Source organism: Streptomyces cinnabarinus (assembly GCF_027270315.1).
GTDB lineage: Bacteria > Actinomycetota > Actinomycetes > Streptomycetales > Streptomycetaceae > Streptomyces > Streptomyces cinnabarinus.
Genome location: NZ_CP114413.1, coordinates 6,273,965 through 6,288,913, shown reverse-complemented (window position 1 = coordinate 6,288,913; position 14,949 = coordinate 6,273,965). Strand labels below are relative to the sequence as shown.

At 70.0% G+C, this 14,949-nt stretch carries 14 protein-coding genes; 9 read left to right on the top strand and 5 right to left on the bottom strand.

Annotation, left to right across the window (positions count from 1 at the left end):
• Positions 1-7: 7 nt before the first annotated feature.
• The 7 genes from STRCI_RS28600 to STRCI_RS28570 all read left to right on the top strand — a co-directional run bounded on the left by STRCI_RS28600 (position 8) and on the right by STRCI_RS28570 (position 6,738).
• Positions 8-421, top strand: coding sequence for a roadblock/LC7 domain-containing protein (locus STRCI_RS28600; protein WP_003973453.1), 414 nt, complete (start codon positions 8-10; stop codon positions 419-421).
• Positions 422-532: 111 nt separating this feature from the next.
• Positions 533-931 carry a DUF742 domain-containing protein gene (locus tag STRCI_RS28595; protein WP_015657618.1) on the top strand — a complete coding sequence of 133 codons (399 nt, stop codon included), beginning with the start codon at positions 533-535 and terminating at the stop codon, positions 929-931.
• Positions 912-1,487, top strand: coding sequence for a GTP-binding protein (locus tag STRCI_RS28590; RefSeq protein WP_015657619.1), 576 nt, complete (start codon positions 912-914; stop codon positions 1,485-1,487). The genes STRCI_RS28595 and STRCI_RS28590 overlap by 20 nt, the downstream gene beginning before the upstream one ends.
• Positions 1,488-1,864: 377 nt before the next feature.
• Positions 1,865-5,071, top strand: coding sequence for a sensor histidine kinase (locus tag STRCI_RS28585; RefSeq protein WP_269661840.1), 3,207 nt, complete (start codon positions 1,865-1,867; stop codon positions 5,069-5,071).
• Positions 5,072-5,081: 10 nt separating this feature from the next.
• Positions 5,082-5,495 (top strand): roadblock/LC7 domain-containing protein, encoded by a 414-nt coding sequence (locus STRCI_RS28580; RefSeq protein ID WP_004983065.1) that lies wholly within the window; start codon positions 5,082-5,084, stop codon positions 5,493-5,495.
• A gap of 96 nt (positions 5,496-5,591) precedes the next feature.
• On the top strand, positions 5,592-6,176 hold the full coding sequence (locus tag STRCI_RS28575) for a DUF742 domain-containing protein (RefSeq protein WP_269661839.1): 585 nt from the start codon (positions 5,592-5,594) through the stop codon (positions 6,174-6,176).
• Positions 6,157-6,738 (top strand): GTP-binding protein, encoded by a 582-nt coding sequence (locus tag STRCI_RS28570; RefSeq protein WP_161225504.1) that lies wholly within the window; start codon positions 6,157-6,159, stop codon positions 6,736-6,738. Before STRCI_RS28575 ends, STRCI_RS28570 begins: the two co-directional genes overlap by 20 nt.
• 149 nt (positions 6,739-6,887) lie before the next feature.
• On the opposite strand, the gene STRCI_RS28565 is transcribed toward STRCI_RS28570, so the two are convergent.
• The 3 genes from STRCI_RS28565 to STRCI_RS28555 all read right to left on the bottom strand — a co-directional run bounded on the left by STRCI_RS28565 (position 6,888) and on the right by STRCI_RS28555 (position 11,164).
• On the bottom strand, positions 6,888-7,076 hold the full coding sequence (locus tag STRCI_RS28565; RefSeq protein WP_269661838.1) for an acyl-CoA carboxylase subunit epsilon: 189 nt from the start codon (positions 7,074-7,076) through the stop codon (positions 6,888-6,890).
• Positions 7,077-7,122: 46 nt separating this feature from the next.
• Complete coding sequence (locus tag STRCI_RS28560) at positions 7,123-8,706, bottom strand: acyl-CoA carboxylase subunit beta (RefSeq protein WP_269661837.1); 1,584 nt, start codon at positions 8,704-8,706, stop codon at positions 7,123-7,125.
• Between the two features lie 154 nt (positions 8,707-8,860).
• The gene (locus STRCI_RS28555; protein ID WP_269661836.1) at positions 8,861-11,164 is read right to left on the bottom strand and encodes a polysaccharide lyase 8 family protein; all 2,304 of its coding nucleotides are present in this window, start codon (positions 11,162-11,164) and stop codon (positions 8,861-8,863) included.
• A 93-nt stretch (positions 11,165-11,257) separates the two neighbouring features.
• Between STRCI_RS28555 and STRCI_RS28550 the strand changes: the two genes are divergently transcribed.
• Positions 11,258-11,857 carry a YceI family protein gene (locus tag STRCI_RS28550; RefSeq protein ID WP_269661835.1) on the top strand — a complete coding sequence of 200 codons (600 nt, stop codon included), beginning with the start codon at positions 11,258-11,260 and terminating at the stop codon, positions 11,855-11,857.
• 98 nt (positions 11,858-11,955) lie between these two features.
• Here the strand turns inward: STRCI_RS28550 and STRCI_RS28545 are convergent, their stop codons facing one another.
• On the bottom strand, positions 11,956-12,510 hold the full coding sequence (locus STRCI_RS28545; RefSeq protein ID WP_269661834.1) for a YdeI/OmpD-associated family protein: 555 nt from the start codon (positions 12,508-12,510) through the stop codon (positions 11,956-11,958).
• A gap of 189 nt (positions 12,511-12,699) precedes the next feature.
• Here STRCI_RS28545 and STRCI_RS28540 point away from each other — a divergent pair, with 189 nt between their 5' ends.
• Entirely contained in the window at positions 12,700-13,479 is a 780-nt protein-coding gene (locus STRCI_RS28540; protein ID WP_269661833.1) for a S1 family peptidase, read from the top strand.
• 67 nt (positions 13,480-13,546) lie between these two features.
• On the opposite strand, the gene STRCI_RS28535 is transcribed toward STRCI_RS28540, so the two are convergent.
• Entirely contained in the window at positions 13,547-14,893 is a 1,347-nt protein-coding gene (locus STRCI_RS28535; RefSeq protein WP_269661832.1) for a hypothetical protein, read from the bottom strand.
• Between the last annotated feature and the right edge of the window lie 56 nt (positions 14,894-14,949).

The following is a 14,949-nucleotide window of genomic DNA, read 5'->3' as shown; positions in this document are numbered from 1 at the left end:
GAGTCAGATGAGCCAGGCGGCACAGAACCTCAACTGGTTGATCACCAACTTCGTGGACAACACCCCCGGGGTGTCCCACACCGTCGTCGTGTCCGCCGACGGTCTCCTGCTGGCGATGTCGGAGGGTTTCCCGCGCGACCGTGCCGACCAGCTGGCGGCCGTCGCGTCCGGACTGACCTCGCTGACCGCCGGTGCCTCCCGGATCTTCGAGGGCGGCAACGTGGCCCAGACGGTTGTGGAGATGGAGCGAGGATTCCTTTTCCTCATGTCCGTCTCCGACGGCTCGTCCCTGGCCGTGCTCGCACACCCCGAGTGCGACATCGGCCTCGTCGGCTACGAGATGGCGCTGCTGGTCGACCGGGCGGGTGCGGTGCTCACGCCCGATCTCCGTGCCGAGCTGCAAGGCAGTCTGCTCCACTGACCCACCTCGGATCCACCCGCCTCACCAAATCACCGTCAGGCCGACACAGTCCCCCCACCGGCCCCGTTCAGACGGCACGACTGACCAACTGCTGTCCCGCCCGGAGGATTCATGACCCCGCCCAACGCCTCTCATGATCCGTACGCGGAGCCGTACGAGGATGAGGGCGACCAGCCGCTGGTACGTCCGTATGCGATGACCGGCGGCCGGACCCGGCCGCGCTACCAGCTGGCCATCGAGGCCCTGATCAGCACCACGGCCGACCCGGCAGCGCTCATGGGGCTGCTCCCGGAGCACCAGCGCATCTGCCATCTGTGCCGTGAGGTCAAGTCGGTCGCCGAGGTCTCGGCGCTGCTGTCGATGCCTCTCGGTGTGGCCCGGATCCTCGTCGCCGACTTGGCGGAGGCCGGGCTTGTCGCCATTCACCAGCCGGGCGGCGACGAGAACAACGGCGGCGCTCCGGATGTGACGCTGCTCGAAAGGGTGCTCAGTGGACTTCGCAAGCTCTGACGGAGGCCGGGCGACCACCTCCGCGAAGATCGTGGTGGCGGGCGGCTTCGGCGTCGGCAAGACGACGTTCGTCGGCGCCGTCTCCGAGATCAACCCGCTGCGCACGGAGGCTGTCATGACGTCCGCGAGCGCGGGCATCGACGACCTCACCCACACCGGGGACAAGACGACCACCACGGTCGCCATGGACTTCGGACGTATCACCCTGGACCAGGACCTGATCCTGTACCTCTTCGGTACGCCCGGCCAGGACCGCTTCTGGTTCATGTGGGACGACCTGGTGCGCGGCGCCATCGGCGCCGTCGTCCTCGTCGACACCCGGCGCCTCGCCGACTGCTTCCCGGCCGTCGACTACTTCGAGAACAGCGGCCTGCCGTTCGTCGTGGCCCTCAACGGCTTCGACGGGCACCAGCCGTACGCGCCCGAGGAGGTGCGTGAGGCCCTGCAGATCGGGCCCGACACCCCCATCATCACGACGGACGCCCGGCACCGCTCCGATGCCAAGAGTGCGCTGATCACGCTGGTCGAGCACGCCCTGATGGCACGCTTGAGGTAGGCAGGCGGATCGGCGGCCGCGTACGGCGGCTGTCGTAGATGTCCCGGAGCCGGCTGTGGCCTTTGACACGGTCGGCTTCGGTGTTCATAACGTTTCGGCAGAGGAATCGGGTGGTACCGCCACGCGTCGCGGTCATCCGGTCTCGCTGCGCGCACGAAGGCCCCGCCTTTTGGCGGGGCTCGCTCTTTTTGCCCGTTTTATCTGGGGCTTACATCACGTGGAAACAGCGCTTTCCAGTGTTTGGAAGTGCGCAGGTCCACGTGCTGGAATGCCTGAACTGCCCAATAGTCAATGACGTACTCACGAGTCGATGACGTACTGGGCCTGAGACACTGCGGCACAACGTAGGTGCCGACCGCCGGAAGGTTGTTGGTCGAGTGAGGCGAAGCAAGAACGGTCCCGAGCCGTCGGCCCGGGGCAACTTCACCCCGCCGCCGCGCGGAGCGGCGCCCGCCCCTGTGCCCGGTCCCGAGCCGACGGCCGCGCCCGCTCCGAGCGGCGGCCGTCTCTCCCCGCGCAACTGGCGGGTGCCGACCCGGCTGAACGCGATTCTGCTCATACCCGTGCTGGTCGGCCTGGTCATGGGCGGCTTCCAGGTGAAGAGCTCGGTCGACACCTGGCAGGAGGCCGAGGACGCGGAGAACACCGCGCGTCTGGTGCGGGCCTCCCTGAACTACGCGGACGCGCTCTACAACGAGCGCGACATCACCGCCGCCCCGCTGCTCCTGAACAAGGACAAGGACGTCGTCACCGACGCCCGCAAGCAGACGGACGACGCCGCCGACGCCTTCGACGAGGCGGCGCAGACCATGCCGGAGACGGCGGGCCTGGAACGCCGTCTGACGCTGTTCCGTAAGGCTGAGCCGAAGCTCCAGACCCTGCGTGACCGGGCGTACACCACCAAGCTCACCGGGGTGGAGACCGAAGAGGGCTACGTCGAGGTCGCCCACCCGCTGACCGAGTTCGCCAACGAGCTCGGCCTCGGCACCGGAAACATCACCTCCTACGGCCGTACGGTCTACGCGATGGAGCTGACCAAGGCGGCCCTGTCGCTCCAGCGCTCCATCGGTATGCACCTGCTGGTCCAGCCGGGCCCCGGCAACGGCAGCTTCACCAGCCAGAAGGTCGCCCTGTCCTCGTACGCCTACCTGGAGGGCATCGCCGTCCAGGAGTACATCGGTGGTGGCACCGAGGCGGACGAGCAGAAGCTCAAGGACGCGAAGACGGACATCCTCACCAAGGGCGCGGCGCTGGCCAAGCAGGCCAAGGCCGAGAACCCGGACTACGTGTCGCCGCCGGAGGACCCCACCGACATGGTCCGGGCGGTCGCCGGTCTGAAGACCACCGACCCCACCGAGCGTCTGGGGCTCGCCCAGAAGGGCGTCACCGCCGAGAACTGGTGGGCGGTCAACACCCTCAAGTACGACGCCTACCGGCAGATCGAGTCGGACATGGCCGACACCGCGGTGAACGAGGCCGCGAAGATCGCCGACGACGCCAAGCGCGACGCCTTCATCGTGGGTGCCGCCGTCGTGGTCGCCCTGCTCGCCGCGTTCATCCTGGCCGGCATGGTGGCCCGCCAGATGTCCCGCTCGATGCGCCAGCTGCGCAACGCCGCCTTCGGCATCGCCGAGCAGCGCCTGCCGATGCTGGTCGACCAGCTCTCGCGCACCGATCCCGGCCGGGTCGACACCCGGGTGGCGCCGATCCCGATCACCACCACCGACGAGATCGGTGAGGTCGCCCGCGCCTTCGACCAGGTCCACCGTGAGGCCGTCCGGCTCGCCGCCGAGCAGGCCCTGCTGCGGGGCAACATCAACGCGATCTTCACCAACCTGTCGCGCCGCAACCAGTCGCTGATCGAGGGCCAGCTGACCCTGATCACCGACCTGGAGAACAACGAGGCCGACCCGGACCAGCTGGAGAACCTCTTCCGCCTGGACCACCTCGCGACCCGTATGCGCCGCAACGGCGAGAACCTCCTGGTCCTCGCCGGCGAGGAGCCCGGCCGCCGCTGGGACCAGCCGGTCCCGCTGGTCGACGTGCTGCGCGCCGCCTCCTCCGAGGTGGAGCAGTACGAGCGCATCGAGCTCTCCGGTGTCCCGGAGGCCGAGATCCACGGCCGCGCCGTGACCGACCTCGTGCACCTGCTGGCCGAACTGCTGGAGAACGCCACCACGTTCTCCTCCCCGCAGACCAAGGTCCGCGTCACCGCGACCCGTCTCCCCGACGGCCGCGTGATGGTCGAGATCCACGACAAGGGCATCGGCCTGACCGCCGAGGACTTCGCGGACATCAACCACAAGCTGGCCAACCCGCCGACCGTGGACGCCGCGATCTCGCAGCGCATGGGTCTGTTCGTGGTCGGCCGGCTGTCCGACCGGCACGGCATCCGGGTCCAGCTGCGTCCCTCGGGCGAGCAGGCCGGCACCACCTCGCTGGTCATGCTCCCCGACGCGATCACCCACGGTGGTGGTGGCGAGACGGCGCCGATGCAGGACGAGTTCACGGTTTCGCAGATCATCCCGGAGCAGCACTTCCAGGGTGAGGACTTCAGCAACCGCCAGCCGATGCGCACGGCGGCCGAGCTCGGCTTCGACGACAGCCGCTATGAGGTCCCGGACGACATCCGCGATCTGGACCCGGTCGGCCGCTCCCTGATGCGCGAGGAGCGCCGGGCGGCCCTGGAGGCCCAGACGCACGGCCAGCCGCCCGCCCTGGAGGGCCCCGAGGAGGGCGCGTACGACGAGTACGCCGGGCAGCGCGGCTACGACAACGCCGGTACGAACGGCCACGGCGGCTTCCCCGAGCAGCAGGGGGCGTACGACCCGCAGACGGCGTACGACGAGCCCCAGCAGCCGGCGTACGAGGAGCAGTACTACGCGCCGAACGGCGGCCTGCCGCAGAACGACACCTTCCAGTCGGGCGGCGGCTACCCCGAGCCGGGCTATGCGGAGCCGGTCCAGGAGGAGCCCTCGGCCGCCCACGCGCCCGCCCCGGAGTCCTTCCCGGCCTTCGAGGAGCGGCGCTACCAGGACGACTGGCCGCAGCAGGACGACTTCCGCGGCAACTACCCGGACCAGTACGCTCCGGAACCGGAACCTGTGCAGGGCGCTGACACAAATGAGCGCGACCGCGTAGGCTTCGAGCGTCCTGGACCGGCTACCTCCGCACCTCACGCGCTGACCGACGCCGGGCTCCCCCGCCGCGGATCCACCGCGAGCGGCTCGAACGGCGCCCGGCCCACGAAGCAGGAGACGCCGGCCCCCGCGGACAACCCGCCCGGCGAATCCGGCTGGCGTTCGGCGAACGACGACCGCTGGCAGCAGGCGTCGGCGCTCCGTAAGCCCAAGGCGGGCGGAGTCACCTCCTCCGGTCTGCCCCGGCGGGTGCCCAAGGCCAACCTGGTCGAGGGAGCCGCCGAAGCCACCCCCCAGGGCGGCCCACAGGTCTCCCGCGCTCCCGAGGACGTCCGGGGCAGGCTGAGCAACCTGCGCCGCGGTGTCCAGCGGGGCCGCAGTGCGGGAAGTGAAACGAACGGTCAGGGCTTCAATCCTGACAGCACCTACAACCAGGAGCGTTAGTGTGAGCCCGATGAGCCAGGCGGCACAGAACCTGAACTGGTTGATCACCAACTTCGTGGACAACACCCCCGGGGTGTCGCACACGGTGGTGGTCTCCGCCGACGGACTCCTTCTGGCGATGTCCGAAGGCTTTCCGCGCGACCGCGCCGACCAGCTTGCTGCGGTCGCCTCCGGTCTGACCTCGCTGACCGCCGGTGCCTCGCGCATCTTCGAGGGCGGCAGTGTGAACCAGACGGTTGTGGAGATGGAGCGGGGATTCCTCTTCATCATGTCCATCTCCGACGGTTCGTCGCTCGCGGTACTTGCACACCCGGAGGCGGACATCGGCCTCATTGGGTACGAGATGGCCCTTCTGGTGGACCGTGCCGGTACGGTCCTGACGCCGGATCTGCGTGCGGAGCTCCAAGGGAGCCTTCTCAACTAACAGACAGACGGTGCGTTTTGGCGTCCCGTGGCCGTAAGGTTTCGGGACGCGGCTTCCACGTGATGGGTGCCAGGCACAGTCGGAGGAGGAGAGAAAGTGGCAACACCCCCAGACGGTTCGTCATCGGGCAATTGGTCGTACGGCCCTGCCCAGGGCCAGAACGACGGTTCCCAGAACCGGTACAACTTCCCCTCCGCGCCGAGCCAGCAGCGGCGCCAGCAGCCGTACGCCCCGCAGGGCCCGCAGGGTCCAGGACCGTACGACCAGCCGCAGGCGCCGCGCATCCAGCCGGTGCAGCCGCACCGACGCGCCCCTGAGCCGGCGCCCGCCGGGGCGTCGAACAACCCCCTGGTGCGCCCGTACGCCATGACGGGCGGCCGCACCAGGCCGCGCTACCAGCTCGCCATCGAGGCGCTGGTGCACACCACCGCGCAGCCGCACCAGATGCAGGGCCAGCTGCCCGAGCATCAGCGGATCTGCAACCTCTGCCGGGAGATCAAGTCGGTGGCCGAGATCTCGGCCCTGCTCACGATTCCTCTCGGCGTGGCCAGGATCCTCGTCGCCGACTTGGCGGAGGCGGGCCTGGTCGCCATTCACCAGCCGGGCGGCGACGAGAACGCCGGCGGCCAGCCAGATGTGACACTGCTCGAAAGGGTGCTCAGTGGACTTCGCAAGCTCTAGCGGCGGTCCTTCCCGCTCCACCACCTCCGCGAAGATCGTGGTGGCGGGCGGCTTCGGCGTGGGCAAGACCACGTTCGTCGGCGCCGTCTCGGAGATCAACCCGCTGCGCACAGAGGCCGTGATGACGTCTGCTTCGGCGGGCATCGACGACCTCACCCACACCGGAGACAAGACGACCACCACGGTCGCCATGGACTTCGGACGTATCACCCTGGACCAGGACCTGATCCTGTACCTCTTCGGTACGCCCGGCCAGGACCGCTTCTGGTTCATGTGGGACGACCTGGTGCGCGGCGCCATCGGCGCCGTCGTGCTCGTCGACACCCGGAGGCTCGCCGACTGCTTCCCGGCCGTCGACTACTTCGAGAACAGCGGCCTGCCGTTCGTGATCGCGCTGAACGGGTTCGACGGGAGCCAGCCGTACAACCCGGACGAGGTCCGTGAGGCTCTGCAGATCGGTCCCGACACCCCGATCATCACGACGGACGCCCGGCACCGGGCGGACGCGAAGTCGACGCTGATCACTCTCGTCGAGCACGCGCTGATGGCTCGCTTGCGGTAGGTCCTGGTTCTTGCGGCTTCTGGGCTGCCTCGGACGGTTGTTCGCCGTCCGAGGCAGCCCATTGGCTTGTCGCGCGGTTCCCCCCCCGCCCCTGGGTACGCAGAAGGGCCCCTCTCTCTTGAGAGGGGCCCTTCTTTGGTCCTGTGTGGTCAGCGCCAGCTGTGCGGGGCCCGGAAGCCCGGCTCGCGCTCCAGACGGCGCCAGCCGGCCTTGGCGCGGCCGCGGTGGGCCGGAGGCGTCGGCTGGGCGGCCGCGCGGGCCAGCAGGATGGCCGTGATGGCGGCGACTTCCTCGGGCTCGGCGTGGCCCTTCTCGACGCGAATGTCAGGGAGGTTCATGGGTGTCAGTCTCCGTGAGAGAGGTTTCCGCAGCGGTACCGGTGGGTTACTGCGGGGGGTTGCCGTGCTTGCGGGAGGGGAGGTCGGCGTGCTTCGACTGGAGCATCGCCAGGGACCGGATCAGTACCTCGCGGGTCTCCGCCGGGTCGATCACGTCGTCCACCAGACCGCGCTCGGCGGCGTAGTAGGGGTGCATGAGCTCGGACTTGTACTCCTTGACCATGCGGGCCCGCATGGCCTCGGGGTCCTCGGCCTCGGCGATCTGTCGCCGGAAGATGACGTTGGCGGCACCGTCGGCGCCCATCACGGCGATCTCGTTCGTCGGCCACGCGTAGGTGAGGTCCGCGCCGATGGACTGGCTGTCCATGACGATGTAGGCACCTCCGTACGCCTTGCGCAGGATCAGCGAGATCCGCGGGACGGTCGCGTTGCAGTAGGCGTACAGCAGCTTCGCGCCGTGGCGGATGATTCCACCGTGCTCCTGGTCTACACCAGGCAGAAAGCCGGGTACGTCCAAAAGGGTGAGGATCGGGATGTTGAAGGCGTCGCACATCTGGACGAAACGAGCCGCCTTCTCCGAGGCCTCGATGTCCAGGACGCCCGCCAGGCTCTGCGGCTGGTTGGCGACGATGCCGACGACCTGGCCGTCCAGCCGGGCCAGCGCGCAGATGATGTTCCGCGCCCAGCGCTCGTGGACCTCCAGATAGTCGCCGTCGTCGACGATCTCCTCGATGACCTTGGCCATGTCGTACGGACGGTTGCCGTCCGCCGGGACCAGGTCGAGGAGCACGTCACCGCGGCGGTCGGCGGCGTCCGAGGACTCCACCCGCGGCGGGTTCTCACGGTTGTTCTGCGGGAGCAGGGAGAGGAGGTAGCGCACCTCGGCGATGCACGTCTCCTCGTCGTCGTAGGCGAAGTGACAGACGCCCGAGGTCTCGGCGTGCACGTCCGCGCCGCCCAGGCCGTTCTGGGTGATCTCCTCGCCCGTCACCGCCTTGACCACGTCCGGTCCGGTGATGAACATCTGCGAGGTCTCGCGGACCATGAAGACGAAGTCCGTGAGGGCGGGGCTGTACGCCGCGCCGCCCGCGCAGGGGCCGAGCATGACGCTGATCTGCGGGATGACGCCCGACGCCTTGGTGTTGCGCTGGAAGATGCCGCCGTAACCGGCGAGCGCCGAGACGCCCTCCTGGATACGGGCACCCGCGCCGTCGTTGAGCGACACCAGCGGAGCGCCCGCCGCGATGGCCATGTCCATGATCTTGTGGATCTTCGTGGCGTGGGCCTCGCCCAGCGCGCCGCCGAAGATGCGGAAGTCATGGGCGTAGACGAAGACCGTGCGGCCCTCCACCGTGCCCCAGCCGGTGATGACACCGTCGGTGTACGGCTTCTTGGCCTCCAGGCCGAAGCCCTGGGCGCGGTGCCGACGGAGCTGCTCGACCTCCTGGAAGGTGCCCGGGTCGAGCAGCAGCTCGATCCGCTCCCGGGCGGTCAGCTTGCCCTTGGCGTGCTGCGCCGCGGTCGCCTTCTCGCTGGGACCGGCCAGTGCCTGGGCACGGATCTCGTGCAGCTCGGCGACCCGGCCGCGCGCGTCCGTCGGCTCACCCGTCGTCTCTTCCAAAACGGTCATGTAGTGACCTTACGAAGCCCACGAAGGAAAGCGGGCCGTCGACTCCGTACAGTCTCCGGCCCGTTTTCCTGGTACCCCTGAACAGAACCGTGGCGGCATGCAGCCGTTCCGACTGCTCAAGGGGCGTGCCGCTTGTAGAGATCACACAAACCCGTCAGCTGAGAGCCACCTCACATTCATGGCTCGCACATGCCCTCCCCGGGGTGACACGGACGCGCAGTCGGCGGCCCGTGGTGATCACTTCGACGCTGTCGTCGGCCCGGACGACCGAGCGCACCGGACGGTCCCAGGTGATCTCCAACGGGGCGCCGGTACGGGGCGGCTCGCTGACCGAGAGGGTAGCGGTACGTCCCTCGCGGCGGACCAGGACGCTCGCCTCCGCGGACGCGGTGAGCGGGCCCGCGGTACCGGCCCGCCAGAAGTTCGCCGCGGTCAGGCCGAGCGAGGGGACGCGGACCGCCTGGCATCCGGCGTCGTTGGCGAGGACCGACAGCCAGTGGCGGTCGGCGGCGCGGGCGACGACCGTGCGGCGGGAGGCGCCGGGCAGCAGGACGTACAAGTATCCGGCGTCCTGCGGGTCCGTGCCGTGGTCCAGCCAGAGGGTCTGCCAGCGCCGGGTGCGCCGCTCGGCCGTACCGCCGGTGTTGATGTCGGACCAGGCGCCGGTGCGGTCCTCGCGGAGGGTGCGCAGCCCGTCGGGAACCAGCCAGCCGCCGTGTCCCTCCAGATGGGCCCAGCCGGCCCCGCGCACGAAGGCCGCCTCGCCGTTCTCGCCGATGTTCCGGTTGTCGACCACCGTCTCGACGGGGACGCCGTCGGCGCAGGTGATCCCGGCGCCGAGGCAGATCACCGCGTCCGCGACGCAGAACCACGACTTACGGGCCCGGAGGGTGGAGCCGAGGCCCTTCAGGTGCTGGCCGACCGAGGCGTACTCGCCATCGGTCACCCCGCCGACCCAACGCGCGTCGGGCTTCGGCTCGCCCCATTCGCCACCGGCGCGGTCGGGCAGTCGCCGGGTGGAGACCGTCGTCCCCGGGAGCCGGTACCAGTCGACGGTCGGCCAGAACCAGTCGGTGTACTGGCCGCCCTGTCCCGGCACCCACCAGGAGAGCATCCCGGCGCCGGTGTGCCAGCCGCGTGAGTTCTCGCCGTTGCCGCACTCGTAGTGGGCGATGCGGTCACTGGCCATGGCGATGTTCGCGACGAAGCCGGGGCGGCGGTGGACGGCCCGGTCCATGGCGGCGAAGAGGCGGTGGCCGACGGGTTCGGGCGCGGCAGGCACGGCGGAGTCCGCGATGGCGTGCAGCCGGGCGAGATCGGCGACCGGGAACTGCCGTGCGGTCAGGACCGGGGAGACGGTGTCCCGCTCGATCCAGCCCTTGATCCGGCCGTGCCAGCGCTCCCGCTCCGCCGGGCTCGCCCCGCCCGCCAGCAGCGCGATGGCGGCGATGACGCCCTGCCCGTGGAAGCGGTCCCCGCGCATCACCTGCCGCTCGTCGCTCTTGAGGTGGCCCCGGCTGATGGCGCGGCCGTTGACGCTGTCCATGATCAGCCCGTCGTGGACGAGCGGGGCGAAGACGTGCTCGACGCTGTCGAGGACGAGCTGCCGGTTCGGGTCGGTCACTTCCCAGGGCGATCCGGCGAGCAGGGCGAAGAGCCGTCCGAGCCCGTCGAGGAGGACCTGTCCGTAGGTGCCGGAGTAGGCGACCCAGGTGTGCTGGACGAAGGAGCCGTCCGCGTAGAGGCCGTCCCCCTCGGTCACATGGGGGAACACCGGGGAGAGCGCGTCCCGGGCGAGGGCGATCTTCGCCGGGTCCCTGCCGAGGACGCCGCGCAGGGCGACGGAGCGGCACAGGTCGACGCGGTTGGCGCCGGTGGAGGTGCCGGAGTAGTCGGCCAGCGCGGAGTCCGGGACGAAGTGGTCGACGGCGGCGCAGGCCGCCGCTCGCCGGTCGTCGGTGAGGTGGTCGTGGAGGGCGAGGGCGATGTCCATCAGCAGCCGGGGGCTGCCGATCTGCCACTCCCACCAGTTGCCGTAGCGGGTAGTGGAGGGGTGGTAGACGGTGGCGGAGAGGTGGTCGAGCCCGCGGAGGATGCCGGCGAGCAGTGCCGGGTCCCCGGTCGAGCCGGTGCCGGGCCGGCTGTACGCCTGGGTCATCGTCCACAGGCGGCCGTAGCTCTGGGTGATGCCGGCAGGCGGGTCGTAGGGGTGGCCGGGCCACAGGGAGGTCGCGGTGGGCGCCATCGTGTTCCGGAAGCCGCGGGCGAGGGTGCCGGTCTCGGCCAGCCGGGAGGCGTACGGCTCGGCGGTGGGGTCGTAGCCGGTGCCGAGGGTGAGTTCGAGCCAGCGGCGCCGGAGGGCGTCGTAGGAGTCGTAGGGGCCCTCGGACCGTCCAGCGCCGGCCGTGGTGAGGCTCAGGGCGGCGACGAGGAGCAACGCCCGCCGGTTCATACGCATGACCTTCCCTGTTGTTGAAATCTGAACGGAATAGGTCTACCGTCATCCGTGTTGGGTAGTTCAACATTCAACATCGTCCCCAAGGAGAACGTCGTGAGCATCTTCGGCCGCAAGACCACCGTCGAGACCCCCGCCGCCGTCAGCGCCGACCTGGCCGCCCTGACCGGCGAGTACAGCATCGACACCGCCCACTCCACACTCGGTTTCGTGGCGCGCCACGCCATGGTCACCAACGTCAAGGGCAAGTTCCTGGACTTCTCCGGCTCGCTCAGCCTGGACGGCTCGGACCCGTCCAGGTCCACGGCGACCCTCGACGTGAAGATGGACAGCATCGACACCGGTTCCGCGGACCGTGACGGCCACCTGAAGAGCGCCGACTTCTTCCGCACGGACGAGCACCCGACCATGACCTTCCGTTCCACCAAGGCGGAGGCCCTGGGCGGCGACGACTACCGCATCACCGGTGACCTGACGATCCTCGGCACCACCAAGCCGATCACCATCGACCTGGAGTTCAACGGCGCCGCGAAGGACCCGTTCGGCAACGAGCGCGTCGGCTTCGAGGGCAAGGCGGAGATCCTGCGCTCCGAGTTCGGTCTGACCTGGAACGCGGCCCTGGAGACGGGCGGCGTCCTGATCTCCGACAAGATCAAGCTGAACTTCGACATCTCGGCGATCCGCAACGCCGCGTAACACCACCGCGTAACAGCACCCCCCGAGCGCGCCCGCCCTCTACTCCCCCGAACGGGAGGGCGGGCGCTCGGCTGTCCGGAGCGACAGGCCGAGGGACCTCAGGACTCCAGCTTCGCGATGGCGGCGGACAGCCGGGCCGCACGGGCTTCGGGCGTACGCGCCTGGAGCAGGCCGAGGATGACCTGGTAGCGGTCCGTCCGGCCCAGCCGCTCGAAGGCCTCCTTCGCCCGGGGGTTCCGCTCCAGCGCCGCCGTCAGTTCCTCGGGCACGACGGCGTTCCTCTGCGACTCGTACGCCGCCTCCCACCGCCCGTCCGCCCGCGCCGCCTCGACCTCCGCGAGCCCGGCCGGGCGCATCCGCCCCTCGGCGGTCAGTTCCGCGATCCGCCGCACGTTGACCATCGACCACAGGCTCCCGGGGCGTCGCGGAGTGATCCGCTGGAGGAAGTACGACTCGTCCAGCGCCTTGCGCTGCCCGGTGATCCAACCGTGGCACAGGGCCACGTCGTTGACCTCGACCCAGTCGACGGACGCGATGCCCGACCCCTTCTTGGCGACCTTCACCCAGAGCCCGGGATGCGGGGCGGGGTGCTCGGCGAGCCACGCGTCGAGGGCGTCGACGGAGGCGAAGGGGAGGGGTTCCTGGATGGTCATGAGAAGACCGTAGGCGGGAATTAGGCCAGTTTCCGTCCTCTGCGCGCCCGCGCACGTCTGGCTGGAATTGCCTGCTTGCCCACCGCTCACAGCCTTCTCATAATCCGAGCACAGGGTTGACGTGAGCGCGACAACCGTCGCGACGCGTCCCTTGTACGCCTCCATCAACCCCCCACGGAAGGCATCCCGTTGAAGTCTCTCCTCAAGGCGCTCAAGAGATGCGCGGTCGCCGGTGCGGCCGCACTCGCCGTCGTCAGTCTTCAGCCCGTGTCCAGCGCGCAGGCCGCGCCCGCGCCCGTCGTCGGCGGAACGCGCGCCGCGCAGGGCGAGTTCCCGTTCATGGTGCGGCTCTCGATGGGCTGCGGCGGGGCGCTCTACACCCAGCAGATCGTGCTCACCGCCGCCCACTGCGTGGGCCGTACCGGCGCCAACACCAGCATCACCGCGACCGCCGGGGTCGTGGACCTCCAGTCGAGCAGCCGCATCCAGGTCCGCTCCACCTACGTCTACCGCGCCCCCGGCTACAACGGCGACGGCAAGGACTGGGCGCTGATCAAGCTCGCCCAGCCGATCAACCTGCCCACGCTGAAGATCGCCACGACCGGGCAGTACAACACCGGCACCTTCACCGTGGCCGGCTGGGGCGCGGCCAGCGAGGGCGGTTCCCAGCAGCGGTATCTGCTGAAGGCGACCGTGCCGTTCGTCAGTGACGCGACCTGTCGCTCGTACAGCGGTTACGGCGGTCTCATCGCGAACGAGGAGATCTGCGCCGGTTACACCGCGGGCGGCGTCGACACCTGCCAGGGCGACTCCGGTGGCCCGATGTTCCGTCGGGACGCGGCGAACCAGTGGATCCAGGTCGGCATCGTGAGCTGGGGCATCGGGTGCGCCCGGCCCAACGCGCCCGGTGTCTACACCGAGGTGTCCACCTTCGCCTCCGCGATCGCCTCCGCCGCGGCCGGTCTCTGAGCTCCACTCGCGCACATGACGAGCCCGGCGCCGCGCGCGCCGGGCCCGTACCGGGTCCCCGCCCGGGTCAGAACCCTCCGCCGAAGTCCCCGCCCCCGCCGAAGTCGCCGCCGCCGAAGCCGCCCGTGAAGTCGTCGGAGGCGAAGTCGGCGCCCGAGACGTCGCCGCCCTCGTAACCGCCGCCGCCGAAGTCGCCGTAACCGGCGCCGTAGTCGGCCGCGTAGGCGGGGGACGCCATCATGCTGCCGAGCATCGTGCCGATCAGGAGGCCGGGGAGGATGCCGCCGCCGAAGTAGCCGCCGGCCCAGGGGCCGTAGGCGGGTCCGGCGTCCCAGTACGGGCGGCGGGCGCCGGTCTCGGTGGTGACTTCGCGGATCATCGGGTCCCGGCCGTCTGCGAGGAGGGCCCGGTCGGCCGCGCAGGCCGGGACCTCACGGGTGGCGCCGCCCATCGGGGTCCATGTCACGTCCGCGATCGAGGGGCCGTGCCGCGGGTCGAAGAAGCAGGGCGGGCGCCGGTCCGGCAGCGGGCGGCCCTCGCGGCGGGCGGCGAGCCGGGCCAGCGAGTGACGGCCGTCGTCCAGGGCCTGGGTGACGGCCTTGACGTCCTCCGGTTTCGTCGCCCCGTCCATCAGCCGCTTGGCCTGCTCGTAGGAGTCCAGGCCGTGTTCGTAGTCGGTGCGCATCGCGTCGTCGGCGCCTGCTTCGCCGGGGTGGAAGTCCAGGCGCTCCAGTTCCTCGCCGAACGCGGTGATGTCCTCGTCGACCACCACCCGCAGCTTCTCCAGCGCCTCGCGCTGTTCCCTCTCGTGCATCTGGCGCCGGCGCCGCACCAGGGCGTACGCGCCCGCGCCGCCCGCAGCCAGCACCACACCGGTGGTGACCAGGCCGGCGACCGGTACGCCGGTGTCCGTCGAGGAGCCCCAGGACGCCGGGGCCGAACCGCCCACGTTCTGGAGCGCCGCGTCGACGAAATCGTTCAGCTGGGCCTTGACGTCGTCGGTGTCCTCCACCGCCTGGACCAGGTTGTCCACCGCCTGGTTGCTCATGACGGAGGAGTCGGCCTGGGCGCCGAAGCGGTCACCGCTGCGCACCGCGTACAGGCCGGTGATGCCGGTCTCCGTGCGCAGGTTCAGGAAGAGGTCCTCCTCGGGCTGGTCGGCCGGGAGAACGGCGACGAAGACCGGCTTGTCGGCGTCCTTGATCTTGTCGGAGAGCGCCTCGGCGTCCGCGGACGACAGCTGGTCGGAGGCGGCGGGGTCCACATAGACGGGGTCCTCGCGCAGCGCCTGGGCGACCGTCGACAGATCCGCGGCCGCGAACGCGCCGGGCACACCAGCGGTCAGCACCGCCAGCGTGGCGGCGACCGGGACGAGGGCCCAGCGCACAAGGCCCCGGAGCAACGGAGTCCTCATACTTAGAAGCTACCTGACCAAACGGACAAACGTACCGGGCCCGGCGGGTTCGTTCC